We start from the raw sequence: 20,450 nt of genomic DNA, 5'->3' as shown, positions 1-20,450 counted from the left end.
CAGATATTCCCCGCTTTATTGCGGGATGCCCGCGAAGCCTAGCCCCGTGGCGAGGTCGTGCCAGTGGGGGTTGGTTTGCTCGATCAGATTCTGCTTCCAGTCGCGGTTCCACTTCTTGACCCGCTTCTCGCGCTGGATGGCGGCTTCCATCGTTTCGTGGCGTTCGAACCAGACGAGGCGGGTGCAGTCATGGTCGGCGGTGAAGCCGGAGAGGGTGCCGCTGCGATGCTGGTGGAGGCGCTGGATCAGGTTGCTGGTGACGCCGGTATAGATCGTCCCGTTTCGGCGACTGGCCACGATGTATACGCAGGGTTCGAAGATGCGCGTCACGCCAGCCCCATCGTCGTTCCCGCGAAGGCGGGAACCCATATGCGCTGACGTGGATAACGGAGCCGAAGCGTCAGCGTCTATGGATTCCCGCCTTCGCGGGAATGACGAAGCAAATAGCGCATTGCGACAGTCTTTTGCCAGCGTCGCGTATCCATGGATTCTGGCCTTCGCCGGAATGACGGCTGGCACAACAAAAAACGCCGGCGGGTTTCCCCACCGGCGTCTCGTGTCCCCGACAGGAACCACCAGCGCGTTATGCGGCGACGGCGGCCTGTTCCGGCAGGGCGGCCTTCGCCTGCGCGACGATCGCCTTGAAGGCGGCTTCCTCGTGCATCGCGATGTCGGCCAGGACCTTCCGGTCGAGTTCGATGCCGGCCAGCTTGCAGCCGTGCATGAACTGCGAATAGGTGATGCCTTCCGCGCGGACACCAGCGTTGATGCGCTGAATCCACAGACCACGGAAGGTCCGCTTCTTCACCTTACGGTCGCGATAGGCGTACTGGCCGGCCTTTTCGACGGCCTGGCGCGCGATGCGGATCGTGTTCTTGCGACGGCCATAATAGCCCTTCGCCTGATCCAGAATCCGCTTGTGCTTCGCCTTGGTGGTCGTGCCGCGCTTGATGCGTGCCATTGGTCAGTACTCCTTAACGAAGGCCGTAGGGCGCCCACGCCTTGACACGCGCGGTGTCGGCGTCGGCCAGGACCGAAGTCCCGCGATTCTGGCGGATGTACTTCGCGTTGTGCGAGATCAGGCGGTGGCGCTTGCCGGCGACACCGTGCTTGATCTTGCCGGTGGCAGTGAGCTTGAAGCGCTTCTTCACGCCGCTCTTGGTCTTGAGCTTGGGCATTTTGGTCTCCTTGAAAATCACGACGTGCGGATTGCCGCGGCAGCCCCAGATGGCCGGGCGAATCCCTTCGGGGTCGTGGAAAGAGCGCGCTCCTAACCGGGCGCGCGCCAAAAGGCAACCGCCGGAACTCGTTACGCCGCCTAACGGTTGATCCGGCATGGCCGAAGTTCCCCAGACGATCGGCTCCGCCGACATGCCCCGCCCGCGCCGCGACTGGCGACGGATCGTCGTGCGGGTCCTGCTCGGCATCGTCGCGGCGGTCTTTCTGGCATGGCTGGTGCTGTTCATCACCAAGGGCCGGTTTCTGAAAGGCACGTTCGAGCGGATCGCCTCTGCCCAGAGCGGCCGGACGATCCGGGTGGCGGGCGATTTCCAGTTCTATTTCGCGCCCGTCGACCTGAAGTTTCTGGCCGAGGGGTTGAGCATCTCCAACCCGGCATGGGCCGGCGGCGGCAACACGTTCGAGGCGCGCAAGCTCGACAGTTCGGTCGCGACGCTGACCTTCCTGTTCGGACGGCGGCGGGTCAACTGGCTGGAGCTCGACGGGGCGCGCGCCGACCTCCACTGGGACGCGCGGCGGCAGCGCAACACCTGGACGTTCGGCGACCCGAACGCGAAGGGCAAGAAGCTCGAACTGCCGGTGGTGCGTGCCGGCACGTTCCGCGACACGCGCATCCGCTACCGCGATCCGCAGTTCGTGCTCGACGGCAATTTCCTGCTCGATACCGTCACGTCGAGCGACACCCGCTTCGATTCGGCGATCCGCGCGCGGGGGCAGGGAATGGTGCGTGGCCGTCCGTTCCGCCTGACCGGGCAGTTGCAGTCGCCCAACGCGACGATCCGCGGCGGCGAGAACCAGTTGACCGCGCGGATCGAGGTCGCCCGATCGGTCGCGATCCTTGCCGGAACGCTGCCCGGACCGACCCAGCTCGATGGATCGAACCTCGCGGTGCGGCTGCGCGGGCGCAATCTGGCCGATGTGTTCGCGGTGCTGGGAATCCTCACGCCCGACACGCGCACCTATCGCCTGACCGGGCGCATGACCAAGGACGGGCCCGACTGGAAATTCACCCGGTTGCGGGGCGTGTTCGGCGACAGCGATCTGGCGGGCAGCCTGACCGTGACCCAGCGCGAACCCCGCCTGCTGCTGACCGCCGACCTGACGACGCGGACGCTCGACATCGTCGATGTGTCGGCCTTCGTCGGCTATGATCTCGAACGGGTCGAGGCGCAGGGGGCGGCGGGCGTCATCACCCGCGAAGGCGGTGCCCCCCGGCTGCTGCCCGATGCCCGGCTGAACGTCGAGGCGCTGAAGAATTTCGACGCGAAGGTCCGCTACAAGGTCGGAACGCTGCGCGCCCGCAGCCTGCCGATCTCGAACGCCGATCTGACGCTCGACCTGGAAGACCGGCTGCTCAAACTGTCGCCGCTCACCTTCGCGATGGCGCGCGGCAATGTCGCGTCCGACATCGTCATCGATGCACGCAAACGCCCGGCCGTCACCGACTATGACATCCGCCTGTCGCCGACGCCGATGGGGCGGCTCCTCGCCGGATGGGGGGTCGAGGAGGCGGGGACGACCGGCACGGTCAAGGCGCGGGTGAAGCTGACCGGAGTCGGCGATACGGTCCATGATTCGCTTGCCACTTCGAACGGGCGGATCGCGGTCATCCTGCCGGCGGGCAGCTTCTGGACGCGCAACGTGCAATTGTCCGAACTGGACCTCGGCACCTTTGCCCAGAAGATGTTCGAGGGGCGGTTGAAGGAGCCGGTGCGGATCAACTGCGGGCTGATCGGCTTCACCGTGCGGCAGGGGGTGGCGGCGGCCGACCCGATCCTGATCGATACGCAGAAGAACGTGATGATCGGGCGCGGCGGGTTCAGCTTCCGCAACGAGACGATCGATCTCGCGTTCCGGGCCGATTCGAAGCGCTTCTCGCTGTTGGCGGGACAATCGCCGGTCGGCATCGGTGGCTATTTCGCTTCTCCCTCCTATTCGGTCGTCAGCCCCGAATTGCTCGGCCGGGCCGGGGCGGCGTTGGGGCTGGCGGTAGTGGCGACGCCGCTGGCGGGGGTGCTGGCGTTCGTCGATCCGGGCGATGCGAAGGCGACGGCGTGCGGCCCGGTACTGGCCGGCGCCACCGCACGAGCGCAGCGTACGACGGGTGGCGAGGCGCGCGACGACGTGGGGCGGGGAACCACCGCCAAGGCGGAGAACGGCCGGTCGAACCGGGGCGAGCGCAAGGAGCAGCGCAAGAATTTTCTTGGTATCTTCTGACGGTCGGGCGGCGGCGGCAGGAGGTTGGTTCACGCGGAGGCGCGGAGACGCGAAGGGGTTCCGCTTGTGGCCAAGGCATGGCCCGGCTTCATCCGGGGAAGAATTTTTTCGCGCAGAGGCGCGGAGGCGCGGAGAGGGAGCGCTTGCTGCGATAGCGGCGTTCTATCTCCGGCAGCGGCAGGAAAAGGCTTCGCCGGACGAACCGCAGTTGTCCCACCCGGAACCTCTCTGCGCCTCTGCGCCTCTGCGCGAAAATCGTCTTCTGCTTCTTCTCCGCGTCTCCGCGTCTCCGCGCCTTCGCGTGAACCAACCTGCTTCCTGCCGCCGCCCGACCCCGGCCGTCACAAAATCCCCGGAAACGCCCCACCATCGATCAACAGGCTCTGTCCGGTGATGAACCCCGCCTGCGCCGAACACAGGAACGCGCAGGCCGCGCCGAATTCCGCCGGATCGCCGATCCGCTTCGCCGGGATCGTCTCCGCCCGCTTCGCCTTTTCCTCGGCCGGCGTTGTGCCGTTTTTCGCCGCCGCCGCCTCGCTCATCGATGCGATACGGGCGGTGTCGAACGATCCGGGGAGCAGCGCATTGATCGTCACGTTCGCGCCTGCCACCGCCCTTGCGATCCCCGCGACGAACCCGGTCAGCCCGGCGCGCGCGCCGCTCGACAGGTCGAGTCCGGGAAGCGGCATCTTGACCGATCCCGAGGTGATGTTGACCACCCGGCCGAAGCCGCGTGTCATCATGCCGGGCAGCACCGCCTGCAACAACAGCGCGGGAGTCACGAAATTCGCTTCCAGCCCGGCACGGATGCCATCGGCCTCCAGTTCGGTATAGGGCCGGACCGGCGGTCCGCCGTTGTTGTTGACGAGGATGTCGGGGGCGGGGCAGGCGGCGAGCAGCGCCGCGCGGCCGGCCTCGGTCGAAAGATCGGCGACGACTTCGGTCACGGTCACGCCGGTCTCGGCCCGGATCTCCGCCGCCGTCGCAGCCAGTTTCGCCGCATTGCGCCCGTTGACCACGACATGCACGCCCGCGCGCGCCAGTTCCAGCGCGCACGCCCGGCCGAGTCCGGCACTGGAGGCGCAGACGATCGCGGTCCGGCCGGCAATTCCAAGGTCCATGGGCTGCGTCCTTATTTCTTGAGCCGCCATCCGGTGCGGAAGATCATGGTGATGACCGCGACGCACAGGCACAGGAAGCCGAGTGTCGCGCCAAGGCTGGCGGCGACCGATACGTCGCCGGTCCCGAAAAAGGTCCAGCGGAACCCGCTGATGAGATAGACGACCGGATTGAACAGGCTGATCGTCCGCCATACGCCGGGCAGCATGTCGATCGAATAAAATGCCCCGCCGAGGAAGGTGAGCGGCGTCACCACCAGCAGCGGGATCACCTGCAACTGTTCGAACCCCTTGGCCCATAGCCCGAGGATGAATCCGAACAGGCAGAAGGTCACGGCGACGAGGAGGAGATAGGCGAAGGCCCACAGGGGATGCGCCAGCGTCACGTCGACGAACAGATGCGCGGTAGCGAAGATCACCAGCGCGACGATCACCGACTTGGTCGCCGCCGCGCCGACATAGCCGACCAGCGTCTCCAGTGTGGAGACCGGCGCCGAGAGCAGTTCGTAGATCGTCCCCGACCATTTCGGCATGAAGATCCCGAAGCTGGCGTTGAAGATGCTCTCGGTCAGCATGGTCAGCATCATCAGCCCCGGCACGATGAACGCGCCATAGGGGACACCGGACACCTCGTTCATCCGGCTGCCGATCGCGGTGCCGAACACCACGAAATACAGCGACGTGGTGATGACCGGCGTCAGCAGCGAGGTCCAGATCGTGCGCCCGAACCGCGCCAGTTCGAAGCGATAAATGGCGAGCACGCCGTGCCAGTTGAACGTCATGCCCGGCCCTCCTGCTCATGGACCAGCCCGACAAAAATATCCTCGAGGCTCGACTGTTTCGTCGCGATGTCCTTCCACGCGACACCCGCCTCGTCGACGGCGCGCAGCAGCGCGCGGACGCCATTGTCCTCAGCGGTGGCATCGAACGAAAAGGTCAGCACATGCCCCCCGTCGGTCAGCGTCAGCGGCCAGTGCGACAGCGTGTCGGGCACTCGCTCGATCGGGTCGGCGAGCGTCAGCGTCAGCGTCTTCTTGCCCAGCTTGCGCATCAGCGCGGACTTTTCGTCGACGAGGATCAGCTTGCCCCGGGCGATCACCCCGACGCGGTCGGCCATCTCCTCGGCCTCCTCGATATAATGCGTCGTCAGGATGATGGTGACGCCGCGTTCCCGCAGGTCGTGGACCAGCCGCCACATGTCGCGGCGCAGCTCCACGTCGACCCCGGCGGTCGGCTCGTCTAGGAACAGGATGTCGGGTTCGTGGCTGAGCGCCTTGGCGATCATCACCCGGCGTTTCATGCCGCCCGACAGCTCGGTCATCTTCGCATTGCGCTTGTCCCACAGCGTCAGGTCGCGCAGCAGCTTCTCGATGAAGCCCGGATCGCCATGCCGCCCGAACAACCGGCGCGAGAAGGTGACGGTCGCCATCACCGTCTCGAACGCATCGGTCAGCAGTTCCTGCGGTACCAGCCCGATCCGGGTGCGCGTCTCGCGATAGTCGCGCACCGTGTCGAACCCGGCGGCGGTGATCGTGCCCTCGCTGGCGGTCACGATGCCGCAGATGATGCTGATGAGCGTCGTCTTGCCCGCGCCATTGGGGCCGAGCAGCGCGAATATTTCCCCCCGTGCGATGTCGAGATCGGTCGGCGACAGCGCGACCGTGCCCGACGCATAGGTTTTGGCGACGCCGCGGATCGAAAGAATGGGGTCCATGGGGCGGGCTTGTCCCATGATTCGATTATGGGGGAAAGGCGTTTGGGTCCGACTCCTACCCCAGCACGTCGGTCAGCAATCGCCGCCAGTTACCGCCCATCACCATGTCGACCTCGCGCGCACGAAACCCTGCCTGCCCGAGCGCATCGGCGATCCGCTGCATCCGGTCGATCCGGTTGAGCGCGGGGATGACGACATGCGCGGGCGTCCAGTCGAAGCCGGGAATACGCTCGGCGCGCATCGCTCGCCACCAATCGAGATATTCGCCGATGCCGCGCGCATTGTCGTTGTTCAGTTTGAGCAGGTTCGCCTGACCACCCATCGGGAAGTCGTTGGCGACGCCGACCGCGCCGATCCCGCCGACCTTCGCGACGTGGCGGACCTGCGCGACATAGTCGGCGACGGTCGGCACCGCGCGACGGGTGAGCCAGAAGCTCATCATGAACACGCCCATCACCCCGCCCCGATCGGCGATGGCGCGGATGACGCTGTCGGGTGCGCAGCGCGGATGGTCGACGATCGCGCGCGCCGCGCCATGGCTGAGCGCGATCGGCGTGGTCGAGGCGCGTGCCGCCTCCAGCATCGTCGCGTCCGACCCGTGGCTGACATCGGGCAGGATGCGCAGCCGGTTCATCTCGGCCAGCCCCGCCCGGCCGAGCGGGGTGAGGCCGCTCTGCACCCGCTGCAACGCGCCGCCGGCGAAGGCGTTGTCGTTGTGGTGGGTGAATTGCAGGACGCGCAGCCCCTTTGCATGAAACCGCGCGATCCGGGTCAGGTCGTCGCCGACCGTCTCGGTCGACTGGAATTGCAGGAAGGTGGCGCACCCCGGCCGCTTGCCGATGTCGCTTCCTTTCAGCGCGACATAGGCATGTGGCGAATCGGCCAGCCGCGCCACCGCCTTGTCGAGCGCGGCGTCGTTGACGCGGAAGCCGCGCAGATAGCGCGGTGTCCCCGCCGCATCGCGGATTTCCTCCACTTCCGACACATCGGCGATCATCGCGCCAAGCCCGGCGCGGGTGATGTCGGCCAGATCGTCGGGCAGGAAGCTGAGCGAATCGACGAACGGCCCCGCCTTGGCGGTCGCGCCGAGCAGTGGTGTCGCACTCGCGGCACCAAGGCCGGCGAGCGTGGCGCGCCGCGTCCAGCCGGTCATGCCCCGGTTTTCGCCTTGCGCGCCTCGGCCACCGCCGCCTGGAGCCCCTGCAACGTCTGCGCGCCGCCGAGCACCTGATCGCCGACCACCCATGACGGCGTGCCGGTGAAGCCCAGCAGCGACGCGGTCTTGAGGTTGCGCTCGATCTCGCCGCTCACCTGCGCACCGTTCGCGGTCGTGCGCGCGGCAGTCTGGTCCAGCCCGGCGACTTGCGCCGCGCGCGCGATCGATGCGGCATCGACCCTTCCGGCGGCATAAAGCGCGTCGTGGAACGGCTTGAACCTGCCCTGCGTCGCGGCGGCCAGCGCCATCTGTGCCGCGCTGCGGCTGTCGGGCGACAGGATCGGCAGTTCGCGATAGACGATGCGGACGTTCGGATCGCTGGCGATCAGCCCGGTGATCGCCGGCAGGCTGGCGCGGCAGAAGCCGCAGGCATAGTCGAGATAGGCGACGACACTGACGTCGCCGTTGGGGTTGCCCGCGATCGCGCCGGGGAACGGCTCGACGATCGCCGCGCGATTGGCCGCTACCGTCTTGCCCGCCTCCTTCGCCTGCAACCGGCGCATGGCTTCGGGGAGGATTTCGGGATTGGCGAGGATATAGTCGCGGACCACCGTCTCGGTCACGGCACGGCCGGCCGTTCCCCGCTGCGCAAGGATCGCGCCGCCCGCCCCGGCCAGCGCGGCGACGAGGATCATGATTCCCTGTCCGATCGCGCCGCGCATCAACGGCCACTCCGGCGGCGGTTGCGGCGTTCTTCCTCCGCGGCGGTCTGCGACGTCATCTGGATATCCTGTGCCCGAACCCAATCCGACGACCCTTGTGGCAACAGCGCCAGCGCGCGGCTGGCGCTTGCCAGCGCCATGCCGTTGTCGCCCGACAGCGACGCATATTCGGCCATCGCCAGCGCCACCCGCGCCGGATCGCCGCGCCGTTCGTAGAGGATCGATAGCTGATACCATGCCAGCGGGTTCTGGCTGTCGCGCGCGATCGCCTGTTTCAACACCCGTTCGGCTTCTGGCAGGAGTGCGGGGTCCTCGGTCGCGATCAGCGCATGGCCGAAGGTCGCGGCGATCAGCGGCGACGACCGGGTCCGCTCGGTCGCCTCGCGCAGCGCCGCCAGTGCATCCCTGGGCTTGCCCGATTCGAGCAGGATCTGCCCTTCGAGTTCGAGGAAATAGGGATCGTCGGGCTGGGCCTTCACCAGCGCCAGCGTTTCGGCCGCCGCCTGCTCAGGGTAGCCCGATTTGTGATAGGCATAAGCGCGCGCGTAATGCGCCATCACGCTCTGGTCGCTGGCGGGATAACGGCGCAACGTATCCTTGGGATCGCTGACATAGCCGCGCAGCTTGGCTTGCACCCGCTTGAAGCGCAGTTCGAGCGCGGGATCGGTGGCCTTGCGGAACGATGGCGAGGCGGTGACGTCGCCGGTCAGGTTAGCGATGCGCTCGCCGGTCAGCGGGTGGGTGCGCTGGTAGCTGTTGTCCTGCGGGATCGCGAGGCGATATTCCATATTCTGAAGCTTCTTGAAGAAGTCCAGCATCCCCTGGCCCGACACGTCGGCATTGCGCAGGAAGCGGCTGCCGGCGGCGTCGGCCGCGCTTTCCTGCGTCCGGCTGAACGAGAGGTAGCTGCCCATCGCCGCCTGCTGTCCGGCGGCGAGGATGCCCGCGCCCGCTTCGCCCGCGCCCGCCGCCATCGCCGCGACGCCGAGCAGCAGGCTGACGATGGTGATGCCGGTCGCCGGGGCCATGCCGCGCCCGGCGAGCGGTACGTGCCCACCGACGATATGGCCGATCTCGTGCGCGATGACGCCCTGCACCTCGTTGGCGTCGTCGGCGGCGTCGATCAGCCCCGAATGGAGATAGACGGTCTGGCCACCGGCAACGAAGGCGTTGATCGACTTGTCCTGCAACAGCACGACGTTGAAGTTGCGCGGATCGAGTCCGGCGGCGACCGCGATCGGGCGTGCCATGTCGTTCAACAGCGCCTCCGTCTCGGCATCGCGCAGCATCGACTGCGCGGCGGCGGGTTGCGCGAACAGGAGGAGAGCGGCTCCGAGGCCACCGAGCAGGCGCGTCATGGCTTCCTTATCGGCGGGTGCTCCCGGCCGGTCAACGGATACGCGCCGCCGATGCGCCCGGACGGCTGAATGCGCCGTTAAGCGTGCAGGGCAACCGGTTCGGTCGCGCCGAACAGCTTCATGCCCATCGGCGGCGCGCTGCGATCGCCGGCGCGTGCGCGCACGGCGAACTCGACGATCTGGCCGACCGAATCATATCCGCACGGCTTGGACACGACGCCGAGCGTCCCCTCCACGCCGCCTTCGAGCAGGCGTGGATTGGCGGTCAGGAAAATGACGGTGGTGCCATAGGTACAGCCCAGCATCCGCCCAATCTGCGGACCGGTCAGCCCGTCGCGCAGGTTGCAATCGACCAGCGCGACATCGGGGCGCATCTGTGCCAGTTGCGCTGCCTTGGGCATGTCGGCGGCAATGCCGACCGGACGATAGCCAAGTTCTTCCAGCGACGCTTCCAGATCGGTCGCGACCAGCATCTCGTCTTCGACGATCAGGACGGTAGGCATCGTCATGGCGCGCAATCCAGTTGATCCAGATTAGCCGCAACGCAGCAAGGCTACTACCGGTTCCACTATGCCAACCATCCTTTTGCACCATCACGCACGATCCAATCGCGGCTTGCGGGCTCCGCGCAACATCGTTAGGGGCCTCGGCGGGCCACGCTGTCCCAACGCAGCGCGTGCTCTCTGTGAGGAGAGACTGACATGACCGACCTGCTGCCGAAACCGGCCACGACCCCCGCGCGTCCCTATTTCTCGTCCGGCCCCTGCGCCAAGCCGCCCGGCTGGTCGGCCGAGCGACTGAACCCGGCGAGCCTCGGGCGCTCGCACCGCTCCAAGATCGGCAAGCAGCGGCTGCAATATTGCATCGACCTGATGCGCGAGCTGCTCGACCTGCCCGACACCCACCGCATCGGCATCGTCCCCGGATCGGATACCGGCGCGTTCGAAATGGCGATGTGGACGATGCTGGGCGCACGCCCCGTCACCGCGCTCGCGTGGGAAAGCTTCGGCGAGGGCTGGGTCACGGACGCGGTCAAGCAGTTGAAGATCGACCCCACCGTCGTGCGCGCCGACTATGGCCAGTTGCCCGACCTGTCGGCGATCGACTGGACCAGCGACGTGCTGTTCACCTGGAACGGCACCACCAGCGGCGTGCGCGTTCCCAACGCCGATTTCATTCCCGCCGACCGCGAAGGGCTGTCGTTCGCCGACGCGACCTCCGGCGTGTTCGCCTATGACATCGACTGGGCCAAGATCGACGTCGCGACCTTCTCGTGGCAGAAGGTGCTGGGCGGCGAGGGCGCGCATGGCGTGCTGATCCTCGGCCCGCGCGCGGTCGAACGGCTCGAAACCCATACCCCGGCATGGCCGCTGCCCAAGGTCTTCCGGCTGGTGTCGAAGGGCAAGCTGACCGAAGGCGTGTTCAAGGGCGAGACGATCAACACGCCGTCGATGCTGGCGGTCGAGGATGCGATCTTCAGCCTCGAATGGGGCAAGTCGCTCGGTACGGGTGGCCTGATCGCGCGCAGCGATGCCAATGCCGCCGCGCTAGACAGGATTGTCGAGGAGCGCGACTGGCTTGGCCATCTCGCCGCCGATCCGGCGACGCGGTCGAAGACCAGCGTCTGCCTGACCGTCGAGGGTGCCGACGAGGCACTCATCAAGAAGATGGCGTCGCTGCTCGAAGCCGAAGGCGCGGCGTATGACGTCGCGGGATACCGCGATGCGCCGGCCGGCCTGCGCATCTGGTGCGGCGCGACCGTCGACACCGCAGATGTCGAGGCGCTCGGACCGTGGCTCGACTGGGCCTACGCGACCGCAAAGGCCGCCTGACTTATTCGTCATTCCCGCGAAGGCGGGAATCCATACACGCAACGCCGTTGAAAGAGCCGCGACGTCAGCGGCTATGGATTCCCGCCTTCGCGGGAATGACGGCTGGTATCCGAAGGAAATATCGATGCCTAAAGTTCTGATTTCCGACAAGATGGACCCGAAAGCCGCCCAGATCTTCCGCGAACGCGGGGTCGAGGTGGACGAGATCACCGGCAAGACGCCCGAAGAGCTCAAGGCGATCATCGGCAATTATGACGGCCTCGCCATCCGCAGCTCGACCAGGGTGACGAAGGACATCTTGTCCGCCGCGACCAACCTGAAGGTCGTCGGCCGTGCCGGGATCGGTGTCGACAACGTCGACATTCCCGCCGCCTCGGCCGCCGGTGTCGTCGTGATGAATACGCCGTTCGGCAATTCGATCACCACCGCCGAACACGCCATCGCGCTGATGTTCGCGCTTGCCCGGCAATTGCCCGAGGCCGATGCCTCGACGCAGGCGGGCAAGTGGGAGAAGAACCGCTTCATGGGGGTCGAGCTGACCGCCAAGACGCTGGGGCTGATCGGTGCCGGCAACATCGGTTCGATCGTCGCCGACCGGGCGCAGGGCCTCAAGATGAAGGTCATCGCCTTCGATCCGTTCCTGTCGCCCGAACGCGCGATGGAAATCGGTGTCGAGAAGGTCGAGCTGGACCAGTTGCTGGCCCGCGCCGATTTCATCACGCTGCACACGCCGCTGACCGACCAGACGCGGGGCATCCTGTCGGCCGAGAATCTCGCCAAGACCAAGAAGGGCGTGCGGATCATCAACTGCGCGCGCGGCGGGCTGATCGACGAGGCGGCGCTCAAGGCCGCGCTCGATTCGGGTCAGGTCGGGGGGGCGGCGCTCGACGTGTTCCAGACCGAGCCGGCCAAGGATTCGCCGTTGTTCAACACGCCGAACTTCATCTCGACCCCGCATCTGGGCGCGTCGACCAGCGAGGCGCAGGTCAATGTCGCGATCCAGGTCGCCGAGCAGATGGCCGATTACCTCGTGTCGGGCGGCGTCACCAACGCGCTCAACATGCCCTCGCTGTCGGCCGAGGAAGCGCCGCGGTTGAAGCCATACATGGCGCTGGCCGAAAAGCTGGGTAGCCTCGTGGGCCAGCTCACCACCGGCGCGATCGCGCGCGTGTCGGTGCATAGCGAAGGCGCCGCCGCCGAGCTGAACCAGAAGCCGGTCGTTGGCGCGGTGCTCGCCGGGTTCCTGCGCGTCCAGTCGGACACGGTGAACATGGTCAACGCCCCGTTCCTCGCGAAAGAGCGCGGGATCGAGGTGCGCGAGGTCCGCAACGACCGCGAGGGCGATTACCACACGCTGGTCCGGGTCAGCCTCAAGACCGAAGCCGGCGAACGCTCGGTCGCGGGCACGTTGTTCGGCAACGCCCAGCCGCGCCTCGTCGAGCTGTTCGGCATCAAGGTCGAGGCCGATCTGGCGGGCCACATGTTGTATGTGGTCAACGAGGACGCGCCGGGCTTCATCGGCCGTATCGGCACCGCGCTGGGTGAGGCGGGCGTCAACATCGGCACCTTCCACCTCGGCCGCCGCGAAGCGGGTGGTGAGGCGATCGTCCTGCTGTCGCTCGACGATGCGGTGACGCCCGAGCTGATCGCCAAGGTCCGCGCGCTGCCGGGCGTCAAGACGGCGATGCCGCTGGCGTTCTGATCCAGTCGGAACGAATGCGACGGGCCGTCGGAGCGATCCGGCGGCCCGTTTGCATCGGGGACAAGCAACGCTTGCTTCCCCGCTCGCCCCACACCCGCTAGGGGGGCGCCATGAACGACACCGGCCTCCTGCCCGAAGGGTTTCACGACCGCCTGCCCCCCGCCGCCGACGGCCTGCGCCGGTTCGAACATGCGGTGCTGGGGGTCGCGCACGGCTATGGCTATGAACAGGTCGACCCACCGCTCGCCGAATTCGAGGCGGGGTTGGCCGGGCGGTTGAAAGGCACGCGCGTCACCGATGCGGTGCGCTTCGTCGACCCGGTCAGCCAGCGCACGCTCGCCATCCGCCCCGACCTGACCGCGCAGGTCGCGCGGATCGCCGCGACGCGCATGGGCCATCACCCGCGCCCGGTGCGGCTGTCCTACGCCGGCCCGGTGCTGAAACTGCGCGCCAGCGAATTGTCGCCGCGCCGCGCGCTGCGCCAGATCGGCGCGGAACTGCTCGGGCTCGATACGGTCGCCGCCGCCAGCGAGATCGTGACCGTCGCGGTCGAGGCGCTGCGCGCCGCCGGTGTCACCGGTATCTCGATCGATTTCACCCTGCCCGATCTGGTGGCGACGCTGGCGAGCGACCTGACGCCGGCGGTGCGGGGCGAGCTGATCGCCGCGCTCGACGCCAAGGATGCCGGGCGGGTCGCGGCGATCGACCCCGCCTATCTGCCGCTGGTCGAGGCGGCGGGACCGTTCGCCACCGCGCTCGACCGGTTGCGCGCGTCGGACCCGGCCGGGCGGCTGACCTCGCGGCTCGATGCGGTGGCGCAGATCGTCGCGACGCTGGGCGAGGACATCGCGGTGACGCTCGACCCGACCGAACGGCACGGCTTCGAATATCAGACGTGGCTTGGCTTCTCGCTGTTCGCGCAGGGCGTGCTCGGCGAGGTCGGACGCGGCGGCAGCTATGCGGTGTGCCATGCCGATGGTGCCGAGGAATCGGCGGTCGGCTTCTCGCTCTATGCCGATGCGCTGCTCGATGCCGGGCTGGGCCAGCGCGAGCGGGTGCGATTGTTCCTGCCGCAAGACAGCGATCCGGCGGTCGCCGCCCGGCTGCGCAGCGAAGGCTGGGCGACGGTCGCGGCATTGAGCCCGGGCGATACGCCCGAGGCGCAACTCTGTACGCACCTGCTGCGCGGGCACGACATCGTCGCGCTCGATTGAACGGGAACGGGGCGGCGCGGTGGCCGCCCCGAACCGGTCTTATTCCGCGTCGGTCTTGGGCTTGCGGCCACGACGGCGCGGGGCGTCGTCGGCACCGCCTTCGCCAGCCTCGTTCGTATCGACCGTGCGTGCCTTGCGGCCAAGGCCGATCCGCTTGGCCATGTCGCGACGGCTCTGCGAATAGGTTTCGGCGACCATCGGATAATCAGGGCGCAGGCCATAGCGCTCGCGATAGGTTTCCGGCGTCAGGCCGTGGCCGGCAAGGTGACGGCGCAGCGTCTTGTACGGCTTGCCGTCGATCATCGAGATGATGTGGTCCTTCGACGCCAGCGACTTGCGCACCGACACCGCCGCCACATGATCCTGCTGCGGCACCGCGTCCTCGGTTTCCGGCACGCCCGAAGCGAGGCCGAGAACGGTCGAGTGCATGGTTTGCAGGAAGGCCGGAACATCCTCTGCTGCGACGCGGTTGTTGCTGTTGTTCAGCCAGGCAATAGTCAGTTCGGCCGCAAGCTCGATCGCGTTCAGTTCGGAATTGTCGTCTGCCATGAAAGTCTCCTTCAATACCCATCCGCATGCGTTGCAAACCGGTACGGGTCAATGGCGTTGTTTGAATCTACCCGAACAATTCATCCGGCGGATGGATATGGCGACGATAAATTCAGCCGGCCCGTTCGCCATGTTACCATCGTCGCTGCGCAATAACCGGATGATAAGCATGCGGATAGTGTTCCCGGATGTTCTGGCGGACCATCGAACGGGGCCGATCCGCAAATCAAGCGGTCGTGACCGCATCCTCCAACATCGGACATGGCGATGACCAGCGTTTCCACCGGCGCGACCCACGCCGATCCATTGTGGCACGAGATCGTCGACACGCTTCCGCTTCCCGCCTGGGTCAGCGATTTCGACGGGCGACTGCTCCGGGTTAACCCATGTTGGGACAAGAAGATCAGCGATCGATGGCAGGGAAGTTCATGGATCGATCACCTGATCGAAGCGGATCGTGCCGAAACTGTCGCCGCATGGCACGCCGCCGCGCACCGCGCGCCGCTCACCATTCCGGCCACGTTGATCGGCCGTGACGGACCGTATCGCGCGACGCTGACGCTTCGGCCGCTGACGGTCACGCAAGCGCAGGGGGCGTGGATCGGGATCGCGCTCGATGCCGAGGCGGGTCTTCGCGCCGAAACCGATCGCGCGGCAACGCAGGCCGAACTCGACACGCTGACCAACGCCATGCCGCAGATGGTGTGGGCGACGCGGCCCGATGGCCATCACGATTTCTACAATGCGCAATGGTATCGCTTTACCGGCGTTCCCGCCGGGTCGACCGATGGCGAAGGATGGAACGGCATGTTCCATCCCGACGATCAGGAGCGGGCATGGGCGCGGTGGCGGCACAGTCTTGCGACCGGCAACGATTACGAGATCGAATATCGCCTGCGCCACCATAGCGGCACCTATCGCTGGGTCCTGGGCCGGGCGGTGCCGGTGCGCGATGCCGAAGGTGCGATCGTCCGCTGGATCGGCACCTGCACCGACATCGACGCCGCCAAGCGCGCCGCCGAGCAGAACGAGATTCTCAGCCGCGAACTGAGCCATCGCATCAAGAATATCTTCGCGGTCATCACCGGCCTGTTGCGCATGTCGGCCCGGCGGGAGCCGGCGATGCGCGACTTCGCCGACGTGCTGGCGGCGCGGATCGCCGCGCTGGGGGTCGCGCATGATCTGGCGCGCCCGCACAGCGAACGCTCGCGCCCGTCGATCGGCGATGCGACGCTGCATCATGTGCTGGCCGAACTGCTGTCGCCCTATGATGCCGGCCAGTGGCGGATCGCGGGTGAGGACACACCGATCGACGATCGCGGCGCGACGCCGGTCGCGCTGGTGTTCCACGAACTGGCGACCAACGCCGCCAAATATGGCAGCCTGTCGGTGCCGGACGGGCGGGTGACGATCGAAATCGGGCGGACGGACGACCGGTTGACGATCGACTGGCGCGAGACGGGCGGCCCGCCGGCCGATCGTGCGCCCGGTACGACAGGCTTCGGCACCCGGCTGGCGGCGCTCAGCGTCGAACAGCAACTGGGCGGGACAATCACCCGCGACTGGCGTGCCGAGGGGCTTGCAGTGCGGATCGAAATTACCGGCAGCGCACTGGTTCGCGGCTGACCGGTCCATAAAAAAGGGGCGGCACCCCGCGTGAGATGCCGCCCCTTCGTTCAATCCGGCGATCAGCCGAAGGTGCGTTGCCACCAGCCGCGACGCGGCGCGTTGGCGTCGCCACCCGCTTCCGACGGATCGTCAGTCGCTTCCGCCGGTTCGGAGTCGGCGGCGGGCACGTCCGCTGCCACCGGGGCGGCGGCAGGCGCTGCATCAGCGGGCACGTCGGCCTCGGTCACGGCCGGTTCGGCCGGCGCTGCCGCCTTGCGACGCGGTGCCCGGCGCTTCTTCGGCGCGGGTTCGGCGTCCGCCTCGGGCGTGGCCGGCGCGGGGGGTGCTTCCACCACCGGTTCGGCTACCGCTTCGGCGTCGGCCTTGCGACGACGGGTGCGCTTGGGCTTCGGCGCGGGTTCGGCCTCGGCTTCCACTTCCACCGGTGCCGCCGGTTCGGGCGTCACCACCGGCGCGGCATCGCCTGCCTTAATCGTCACCGGCTCGGCGGGCGTCTCGGCCGTCGTTGTCTCGACCTTGGCGCGGGCGCTTGGCCGGCGGCGGGTCCGCTTGGGCGCCGGGGCCGGTTCGGCTTCCGGTTCCGGCGCTGCGACCACTGCCTGCGGGGCAGGTTCGGCGTCCGCCTCGGGTGCGGCGATGGCGGCCGGTTCCGCCCCCTCGTCGCTGTCCTCGGTCGGCAGGTCAGCGATCGCTACCGCGCCATCGGCAGCATCGAACGCAGCGTCACCGCGACGGCCACCACGCCGACCGCGCCGACGCCGCTTGCGGCGGTTGCTGTCGTCGCCGGCTTCGACCGGAGCCGCAGCGTTGGTGTCGGCGTCCGCCTCGACGGTTTCCTCGACAGCATCGTCCTCGCCATCGTCGCTACCGTCCTCGTCGGTCGGCTCGGCGTCGTCGGCACCGTCTTCGCTGTCCTCGGCCTCGCCTTCCTCACGGTTGCGACCGCGGCGACCACGCCGGCGGCGGCGGCGCTTGCCACGGCCTTCGCCCCCATCGTCGCTACGCGGCGCACGCGGCGCGTCCTCGACGACCGCTTCGTCCTCGGCTTCGACTTCGTCCTCTTCCTCGACCTCGTCATAGGCGTCGTCTTCGTCGTCGATGACAACCAGCGGCTCGATCTTCGGCGGATGCGCCGGCGGCGGGCCCGATGCCTCGACCGCCATGCGCGCGCCCTCGATCTCGGCATCGGGGATGATCTCGACGATCACGCCATAGCGATCCTCGACCTCGGCGATGTCGGCGCGCTTCTTGTTGAGCACGTAGAAGGCCGCTTCCTGGCTCGCGCGCAGCATGATGACCGAGCCGCGCCCGCGCGCCGCCTCGTCCTCGATGAGCCGCAGCGCCGACAGGCCCGCCGACGACGCGGTGCGGACCAGCCCGGTGCCCTCGCAATGCGGGCACTGGCGGGTCGATGCCTCCAGCACGCCGGTGCGCAGTCGCTGGCGGCTCATTTCCATCAGCCCGAAGGCGGAGATGCGGCCGACCTGGATGCGGGCGCGATCGTTCTTCAACGCCTCCTTCATCGCCTTCTCGACCTTGCGGACGTTCGAGCCGTGATCCATGTCGATGAAGTCGATCACGACGAGGCCGGCCATGTCGCGCAGGCGCAACTGGCGCGCGATTTCCTGCGCCGCTTCGAGGTTGGTCGCGGTCGCGGTCTGTTCAATATTATGTTCGCGGGTCGACCGGCCGGAGTTGATGTCGATCGACACCAACGCTTCGGTCGGGTTGATGACCAGATAGCCGCCCGACTTGAGCTGCACGACCGGATTGTACATCGCGGCCAACTGATCCTCGACATGCGCCCGCTGGAACAGCGGCACGGCATCGGCATATTGCTTCACCCGGCGCGCGTGCGCGGGCATCAGCAGCCGCATATAGTCCTTGGCGTGGCGGAAGCCGTCCTCGCCCTCGACGATTACTTCGTCGATGTCCTTGTTGTAGATGTCGCGGATCGCGCGCTTGATGAGGTCGCTGTCACCATAGACCAGCGCCGGTGCCGACGAGGTCAGCGTCTGGTCGCGGATACCGTCCCACAGCCGGGCGAGATAATCGAAGTCGCGCTTGATCTCCTGGCGCGAGCGCTGGAGGCCGGCGGTGCGGACGATGCAGCCCATCGACGCGGGCAGCGTCATTTCGGCCATGATCGACTTCAGCCGCTTGCGATCGGCGGCCGAGCTGATCTTGCGGCTGATCCCGCCGCCGTGCGCGGTGTTGGGCATCAGCACGCAGTAGCGCCCGGCGAGCGACAGATAGCTGGTCAGCGCCGCGCCCTTGTTGCCGCGCTCTTCTTTCACGACCTGCACCAGCAGCACCTGCCGCCGGCGGATCACGTCCTGAATCTTGTAGCGACGGCGCAGGTTCAGCCGGCGCTGACGCAGTGCCTCGACCGCGGCATCGTCGCCGCCGCTCTTGCGCGGACGCGGGGCGGCGGGGGCGTCGCCCTCCTCGTCGCCTTCGTGATCGTCGTCGTCCTCGTCGCGCTCGACCAGTTCGACGCCACCTTCGTGATCGTCGTCGTGATCGTGATCGTCGTAATCGACGTCGTCGTCATGCTCGCCCGCGCGCAGCGCCGCTTCCTCGGCGGCATGCTCGGCCTCTTCGGCCAGCAGCGCGTCGCGGTCTTCCTTCGGGATCTGGTAATAATCGGGGTGGATTTCGCTGAAAGCGAGGAAGCCGTGACGGTTGCCGCCGTAATCGACGAACGCCGCCTGGAGCGACGGTTCGACCCGCGTCACCTTGGCGAGATAGATATTGCCCTTGAGCTGCTTGCGCTCGGCCGATTCGAAATCGAATTCCTCGATCCGGTTACCCTTGACGACGGCGACCCGGGTTTCCTCCCGGTGGCGTGCGTCGATCAGCATCCGCGTGGTCATGTGATACTCTCCGGGCGCGCGGAACCGCAGTCCGCGTCGGCGCGCCATGGCGCATGGCGGGGCGTCGTGTGCCGCCGGCCTGCGCGCGATTGATGGAAAATGCGTCTGCTGGCATGGGCAACCCGGGTTCCCGGGACATCACCGTCGCCCGAACGCCGGCCGCAAAAGCGGCACGGGCGGGGCGGGACGGAACTTGCCACATGCGAGCGTCAACCTGAAATACCCCCGCAGCGGATCGCGGCGGGGTGCCGCGTCGGATCGTGAAAACCATGAGGCCAGACCGACGTGGGTTAATGCGTAGCACCGCCCCTGCCGCTCGGCAACAGCGCTGCGGGATCGTTGCGGTAGCGTAGCAAAGCCGAACAAAAGGTTAACAGCCGATTCAGCAGGCTGGTTCACCCGGGGTTGAAGGAGCGTGGGATACACCATCACCATCGATAGTCGGGGCAGGTGCCATATCATGGTTTTGGGCTGGACCGGGTTTGTGAACCCACGGCATAGCGAGGGCATGGGATGGATGCTCGCCATGCTGTCGATCTGGTTCGGCGGCGCACCCGCCGCGGCACGCGCGGTCGAGGATGTCCGCGTGTCCGACGACCGGATCGTCGTGCGCTTCGACGAACAGGTCGGGGCCGCCGCCGCCTTCCTGCTCGGCGGGCCGGACCGGATCGCGGTGGACATCGACGGTGCGGTGCCCGGTGGCCGTCGATCGACCGGTGGACCGGTGGCGGGAGTGCGGCTGGGCGCGCGGGGTGCCGATGGCGCGCGCATCGTGTTCGATCTCGCCGAACCGGCGGTCGTCACCGGCGGGCGGTTTTCGGATCATGGCCGCAAGCTGACGATCAACCTGCGTCGCGTCGACCCCGATCGGTTCCTGCGCGCGACGACGGCGGGGCGGATGCGTTTCTCCACCGGACTGGTCGCGGCGGCAAGCGTGCCGGTGTCATCGAGCGCGGCGATGATCGTCGACCGGCGCGCGACGGTATCGGTGCCGGTCCCGGCGCGGCGCGGCGGCATCGCGCTGCCGCGTGTGCAGGGCGACGCCGACCGGCCGCTGGTGGTGATCGATGCCGGGCATGGCGGGCATGATCCCGGCGCGATCTCGCCGCACAGCGGCGCGCGCG

19 protein-coding genes are annotated in these 20,450 nt (G+C 67.5%); 7 read left to right on the top strand and 12 right to left on the bottom strand.

Features of this window, described 5'->3' with window-relative positions:
- Positions 1–15: 15 nt before the first annotated feature.
- The 3 genes from ASE78_RS04005 to rpmI all read right to left on the bottom strand — a co-directional run bounded on the left by ASE78_RS04005 (position 16) and on the right by rpmI (position 1,178).
- Complete coding sequence (locus ASE78_RS04005; protein ID WP_056493547.1) at positions 16–369, bottom strand: GIY-YIG nuclease family protein; 354 nt, start codon at positions 367–369, stop codon at positions 16–18.
- Positions 370–583: 214 nt separating this feature from the next.
- On the bottom strand, positions 584–961 hold the full coding sequence (gene rplT / locus ASE78_RS04000) for a 50S ribosomal protein L20 (protein WP_055762009.1): 378 nt from the start codon (positions 959–961) through the stop codon (positions 584–586).
- A gap of 13 nt (positions 962–974) precedes the next feature.
- Positions 975–1,178 carry a 50S ribosomal protein L35 gene (gene rpmI / locus ASE78_RS03995; protein WP_055757212.1) on the bottom strand — a complete coding sequence of 68 codons (204 nt, stop codon included), beginning with the start codon at positions 1,176–1,178 and terminating at the stop codon, positions 975–977.
- Between the two features lie 157 nt (positions 1,179–1,335).
- On the opposite strand from rpmI, the gene ASE78_RS03990 reads away from it, so the two are divergent.
- Entirely contained in the window at positions 1,336–3,456 is a 2,121-nt protein-coding gene (locus ASE78_RS03990; protein WP_056493544.1) for an AsmA family protein, read from the top strand.
- Positions 3,457–3,797: 341 nt separating this feature from the next.
- Here ASE78_RS03990 and ASE78_RS03985 read toward each other — a convergent pair whose 3' ends face one another.
- The 7 genes from ASE78_RS03985 to ASE78_RS03955 form a co-directional block, all read right to left on the bottom strand.
- A complete protein-coding gene (locus tag ASE78_RS03985; RefSeq protein ID WP_056493541.1) occupies positions 3,798–4,577 on the bottom strand; it encodes an SDR family oxidoreductase in 780 nt (259 codons plus the stop codon).
- Between the two features lie 11 nt (positions 4,578–4,588).
- Complete coding sequence (locus ASE78_RS03980; RefSeq protein ID WP_055762001.1) at positions 4,589–5,356, bottom strand: ABC transporter permease; 768 nt, start codon at positions 5,354–5,356, stop codon at positions 4,589–4,591.
- Positions 5,353–6,288: an ABC transporter ATP-binding protein gene (locus ASE78_RS03975; protein ID WP_056493538.1), complete on the bottom strand. Its 936-nt coding sequence runs from the start codon at positions 6,286–6,288 to the stop codon at positions 5,353–5,355. The genes ASE78_RS03980 and ASE78_RS03975 overlap by 4 nt, the downstream gene beginning before the upstream one ends.
- Before the next feature lie 55 nt (positions 6,289–6,343).
- Positions 6,344–7,441, bottom strand: a complete 1,098-nt coding sequence (locus ASE78_RS03970; protein ID WP_056493536.1) for a membrane dipeptidase — start codon at positions 7,439–7,441, stop codon at positions 6,344–6,346.
- Positions 7,438–8,166 (bottom strand): DsbA family protein, encoded by a 729-nt coding sequence (locus tag ASE78_RS03965; protein ID WP_056493534.1) that lies wholly within the window; start codon positions 8,164–8,166, stop codon positions 7,438–7,440. The genes ASE78_RS03970 and ASE78_RS03965 overlap by 4 nt, the downstream gene beginning before the upstream one ends.
- Positions 8,166–9,524, bottom strand: coding sequence for a M48 family metalloprotease (locus tag ASE78_RS03960; RefSeq protein ID WP_056493531.1), 1,359 nt, complete (start codon positions 9,522–9,524; stop codon positions 8,166–8,168). The genes ASE78_RS03965 and ASE78_RS03960 overlap by 1 nt, the downstream gene beginning before the upstream one ends.
- Before the next feature lie 77 nt (positions 9,525–9,601).
- Positions 9,602–10,033 carry a response regulator gene (locus ASE78_RS03955; RefSeq protein ID WP_055761986.1) on the bottom strand — a complete coding sequence of 144 codons (432 nt, stop codon included), beginning with the start codon at positions 10,031–10,033 and terminating at the stop codon, positions 9,602–9,604.
- 192 nt (positions 10,034–10,225) lie between these two features.
- Between ASE78_RS03955 and ASE78_RS03950 the strand changes: the two genes are divergently transcribed.
- From ASE78_RS03950 to ASE78_RS03940, 3 genes are all read left to right on the top strand, one after another.
- Entirely contained in the window at positions 10,226–11,356 is a 1,131-nt protein-coding gene (locus tag ASE78_RS03950; protein WP_056493526.1) for a phosphoserine transaminase, read from the top strand.
- A gap of 124 nt (positions 11,357–11,480) precedes the next feature.
- Positions 11,481–13,058 (top strand): phosphoglycerate dehydrogenase, encoded by a 1,578-nt coding sequence (gene serA, locus ASE78_RS03945; RefSeq protein WP_055761980.1) that lies wholly within the window; start codon positions 11,481–11,483, stop codon positions 13,056–13,058.
- 110 nt (positions 13,059–13,168) lie between these two features.
- Positions 13,169–14,272, top strand: coding sequence for an ATP phosphoribosyltransferase regulatory subunit (locus ASE78_RS03940; RefSeq protein ID WP_056493523.1), 1,104 nt, complete (start codon positions 13,169–13,171; stop codon positions 14,270–14,272).
- 39 nt (positions 14,273–14,311) lie between these two features.
- Here ASE78_RS03940 and ASE78_RS03935 read toward each other — a convergent pair whose 3' ends face one another.
- Complete coding sequence (locus ASE78_RS03935; protein ID WP_056493520.1) at positions 14,312–14,821, bottom strand: MucR family transcriptional regulator; 510 nt, start codon at positions 14,819–14,821, stop codon at positions 14,312–14,314.
- On the opposite strand from ASE78_RS03935, the gene ASE78_RS19385 reads away from it, so the two are divergent.
- Together ASE78_RS19385 and ASE78_RS03930 are read left to right on the top strand one after the other, a co-directional pair.
- Entirely contained in the window at positions 14,820–15,092 is a 273-nt protein-coding gene (locus ASE78_RS19385) for a hypothetical protein (protein ID WP_235514864.1), read from the top strand. The genes ASE78_RS03935 and ASE78_RS19385 overlap by 2 nt on opposite strands.
- Positions 15,089–16,447 (top strand): sensor histidine kinase, encoded by a 1,359-nt coding sequence (locus ASE78_RS03930; protein ID WP_235514863.1) that lies wholly within the window; start codon positions 15,089–15,091, stop codon positions 16,445–16,447. Before ASE78_RS19385 ends, ASE78_RS03930 begins: the two co-directional genes overlap by 4 nt.
- A gap of 62 nt (positions 16,448–16,509) precedes the next feature.
- Here ASE78_RS03930 and ASE78_RS03925 read toward each other — a convergent pair whose 3' ends face one another.
- Positions 16,510–19,326, bottom strand: a complete 2,817-nt coding sequence (locus ASE78_RS03925) for an Rne/Rng family ribonuclease (protein ID WP_235514862.1) — start codon at positions 19,324–19,326, stop codon at positions 16,510–16,512.
- Positions 19,327–19,810: 484 nt separating this feature from the next.
- Here ASE78_RS03925 and ASE78_RS19380 point away from each other — a divergent pair.
- A partial coding sequence (locus ASE78_RS19380; protein WP_321163079.1) for an AMIN domain-containing protein occupies positions 19,811–20,450 on the top strand: 640 nt, incomplete at its 3' end.

The organism is Sphingomonas sp. Leaf25, from assembly GCF_001421635.1.
Classification (GTDB): domain Bacteria; phylum Pseudomonadota; class Alphaproteobacteria; order Sphingomonadales; family Sphingomonadaceae; genus Sphingomonas.
Note: the sequence above shows the minus strand (reverse complement) of the source record. Positions and strands in the feature narration are given on the sequence as shown.

What these genes read in the sequence shown, in the direction of transcription:
- ASE78_RS03985 (WP_056493541.1), bottom strand. Translation starts at nt 4,577, where the DNA reads ATGGACCTTGGAATTGCCGGCCGGACCGCGATCGTCTGCGCCTCCAGT.
- ASE78_RS03960 (WP_056493531.1), bottom strand. Translation starts at nt 9,524, where the DNA reads ATGACGCGCCTGCTCGGTGGCCTCGGAGCCGCTCTCCTCCTGTTCGCG.
- rplT (WP_055762009.1), bottom strand. Translation starts at nt 961, where the DNA reads ATGGCACGCATCAAGCGCGGCACGACCACCAAGGCGAAGCACAAGCGG.
- ASE78_RS03930 (WP_235514863.1), top strand. Translation starts at nt 15,089, where the DNA reads ATGACCAGCGTTTCCACCGGCGCGACCCACGCCGATCCATTGTGGCAC.
- serA (WP_055761980.1), top strand. Translation starts at nt 11,481, where the DNA reads ATGCCTAAAGTTCTGATTTCCGACAAGATGGACCCGAAAGCCGCCCAG.
- ASE78_RS03990 (WP_056493544.1), top strand. Translation starts at nt 1,336, where the DNA reads ATGGCCGAAGTTCCCCAGACGATCGGCTCCGCCGACATGCCCCGCCCG.
- ASE78_RS03965 (WP_056493534.1), bottom strand. Translation starts at nt 8,166, where the DNA reads ATGCGCGGCGCGATCGGACAGGGAATCATGATCCTCGTCGCCGCGCTG.
- ASE78_RS19385 (WP_235514864.1), top strand. Translation starts at nt 14,820, where the DNA reads ATGAAAGTCTCCTTCAATACCCATCCGCATGCGTTGCAAACCGGTACG.
- ASE78_RS04005 (WP_056493547.1), bottom strand. Translation starts at nt 369, where the DNA reads ATGGGTTCCCGCCTTCGCGGGAACGACGATGGGGCTGGCGTGACGCGC.
- ASE78_RS03935 (WP_056493520.1), bottom strand. Translation starts at nt 14,821, where the DNA reads ATGGCAGACGACAATTCCGAACTGAACGCGATCGAGCTTGCGGCCGAA.
- ASE78_RS03955 (WP_055761986.1), bottom strand. Translation starts at nt 10,033, where the DNA reads ATGACGATGCCTACCGTCCTGATCGTCGAAGACGAGATGCTGGTCGCG.
- ASE78_RS03970 (WP_056493536.1), bottom strand. Translation starts at nt 7,441, where the DNA reads ATGACCGGCTGGACGCGGCGCGCCACGCTCGCCGGCCTTGGTGCCGCG.
- rpmI (WP_055757212.1), bottom strand. Translation starts at nt 1,178, where the DNA reads ATGCCCAAGCTCAAGACCAAGAGCGGCGTGAAGAAGCGCTTCAAGCTC.
- ASE78_RS03980 (WP_055762001.1), bottom strand. Translation starts at nt 5,356, where the DNA reads ATGACGTTCAACTGGCACGGCGTGCTCGCCATTTATCGCTTCGAACTG.
- ASE78_RS03940 (WP_056493523.1), top strand. Translation starts at nt 13,169, where the DNA reads ATGAACGACACCGGCCTCCTGCCCGAAGGGTTTCACGACCGCCTGCCC.
- ASE78_RS03925 (WP_235514862.1), bottom strand. Translation starts at nt 19,326, where the DNA reads ATGACCACGCGGATGCTGATCGACGCACGCCACCGGGAGGAAACCCGG.
- ASE78_RS03975 (WP_056493538.1), bottom strand. Translation starts at nt 6,288, where the DNA reads ATGGACCCCATTCTTTCGATCCGCGGCGTCGCCAAAACCTATGCGTCG.
- ASE78_RS03950 (WP_056493526.1), top strand. Translation starts at nt 10,226, where the DNA reads ATGACCGACCTGCTGCCGAAACCGGCCACGACCCCCGCGCGTCCCTAT.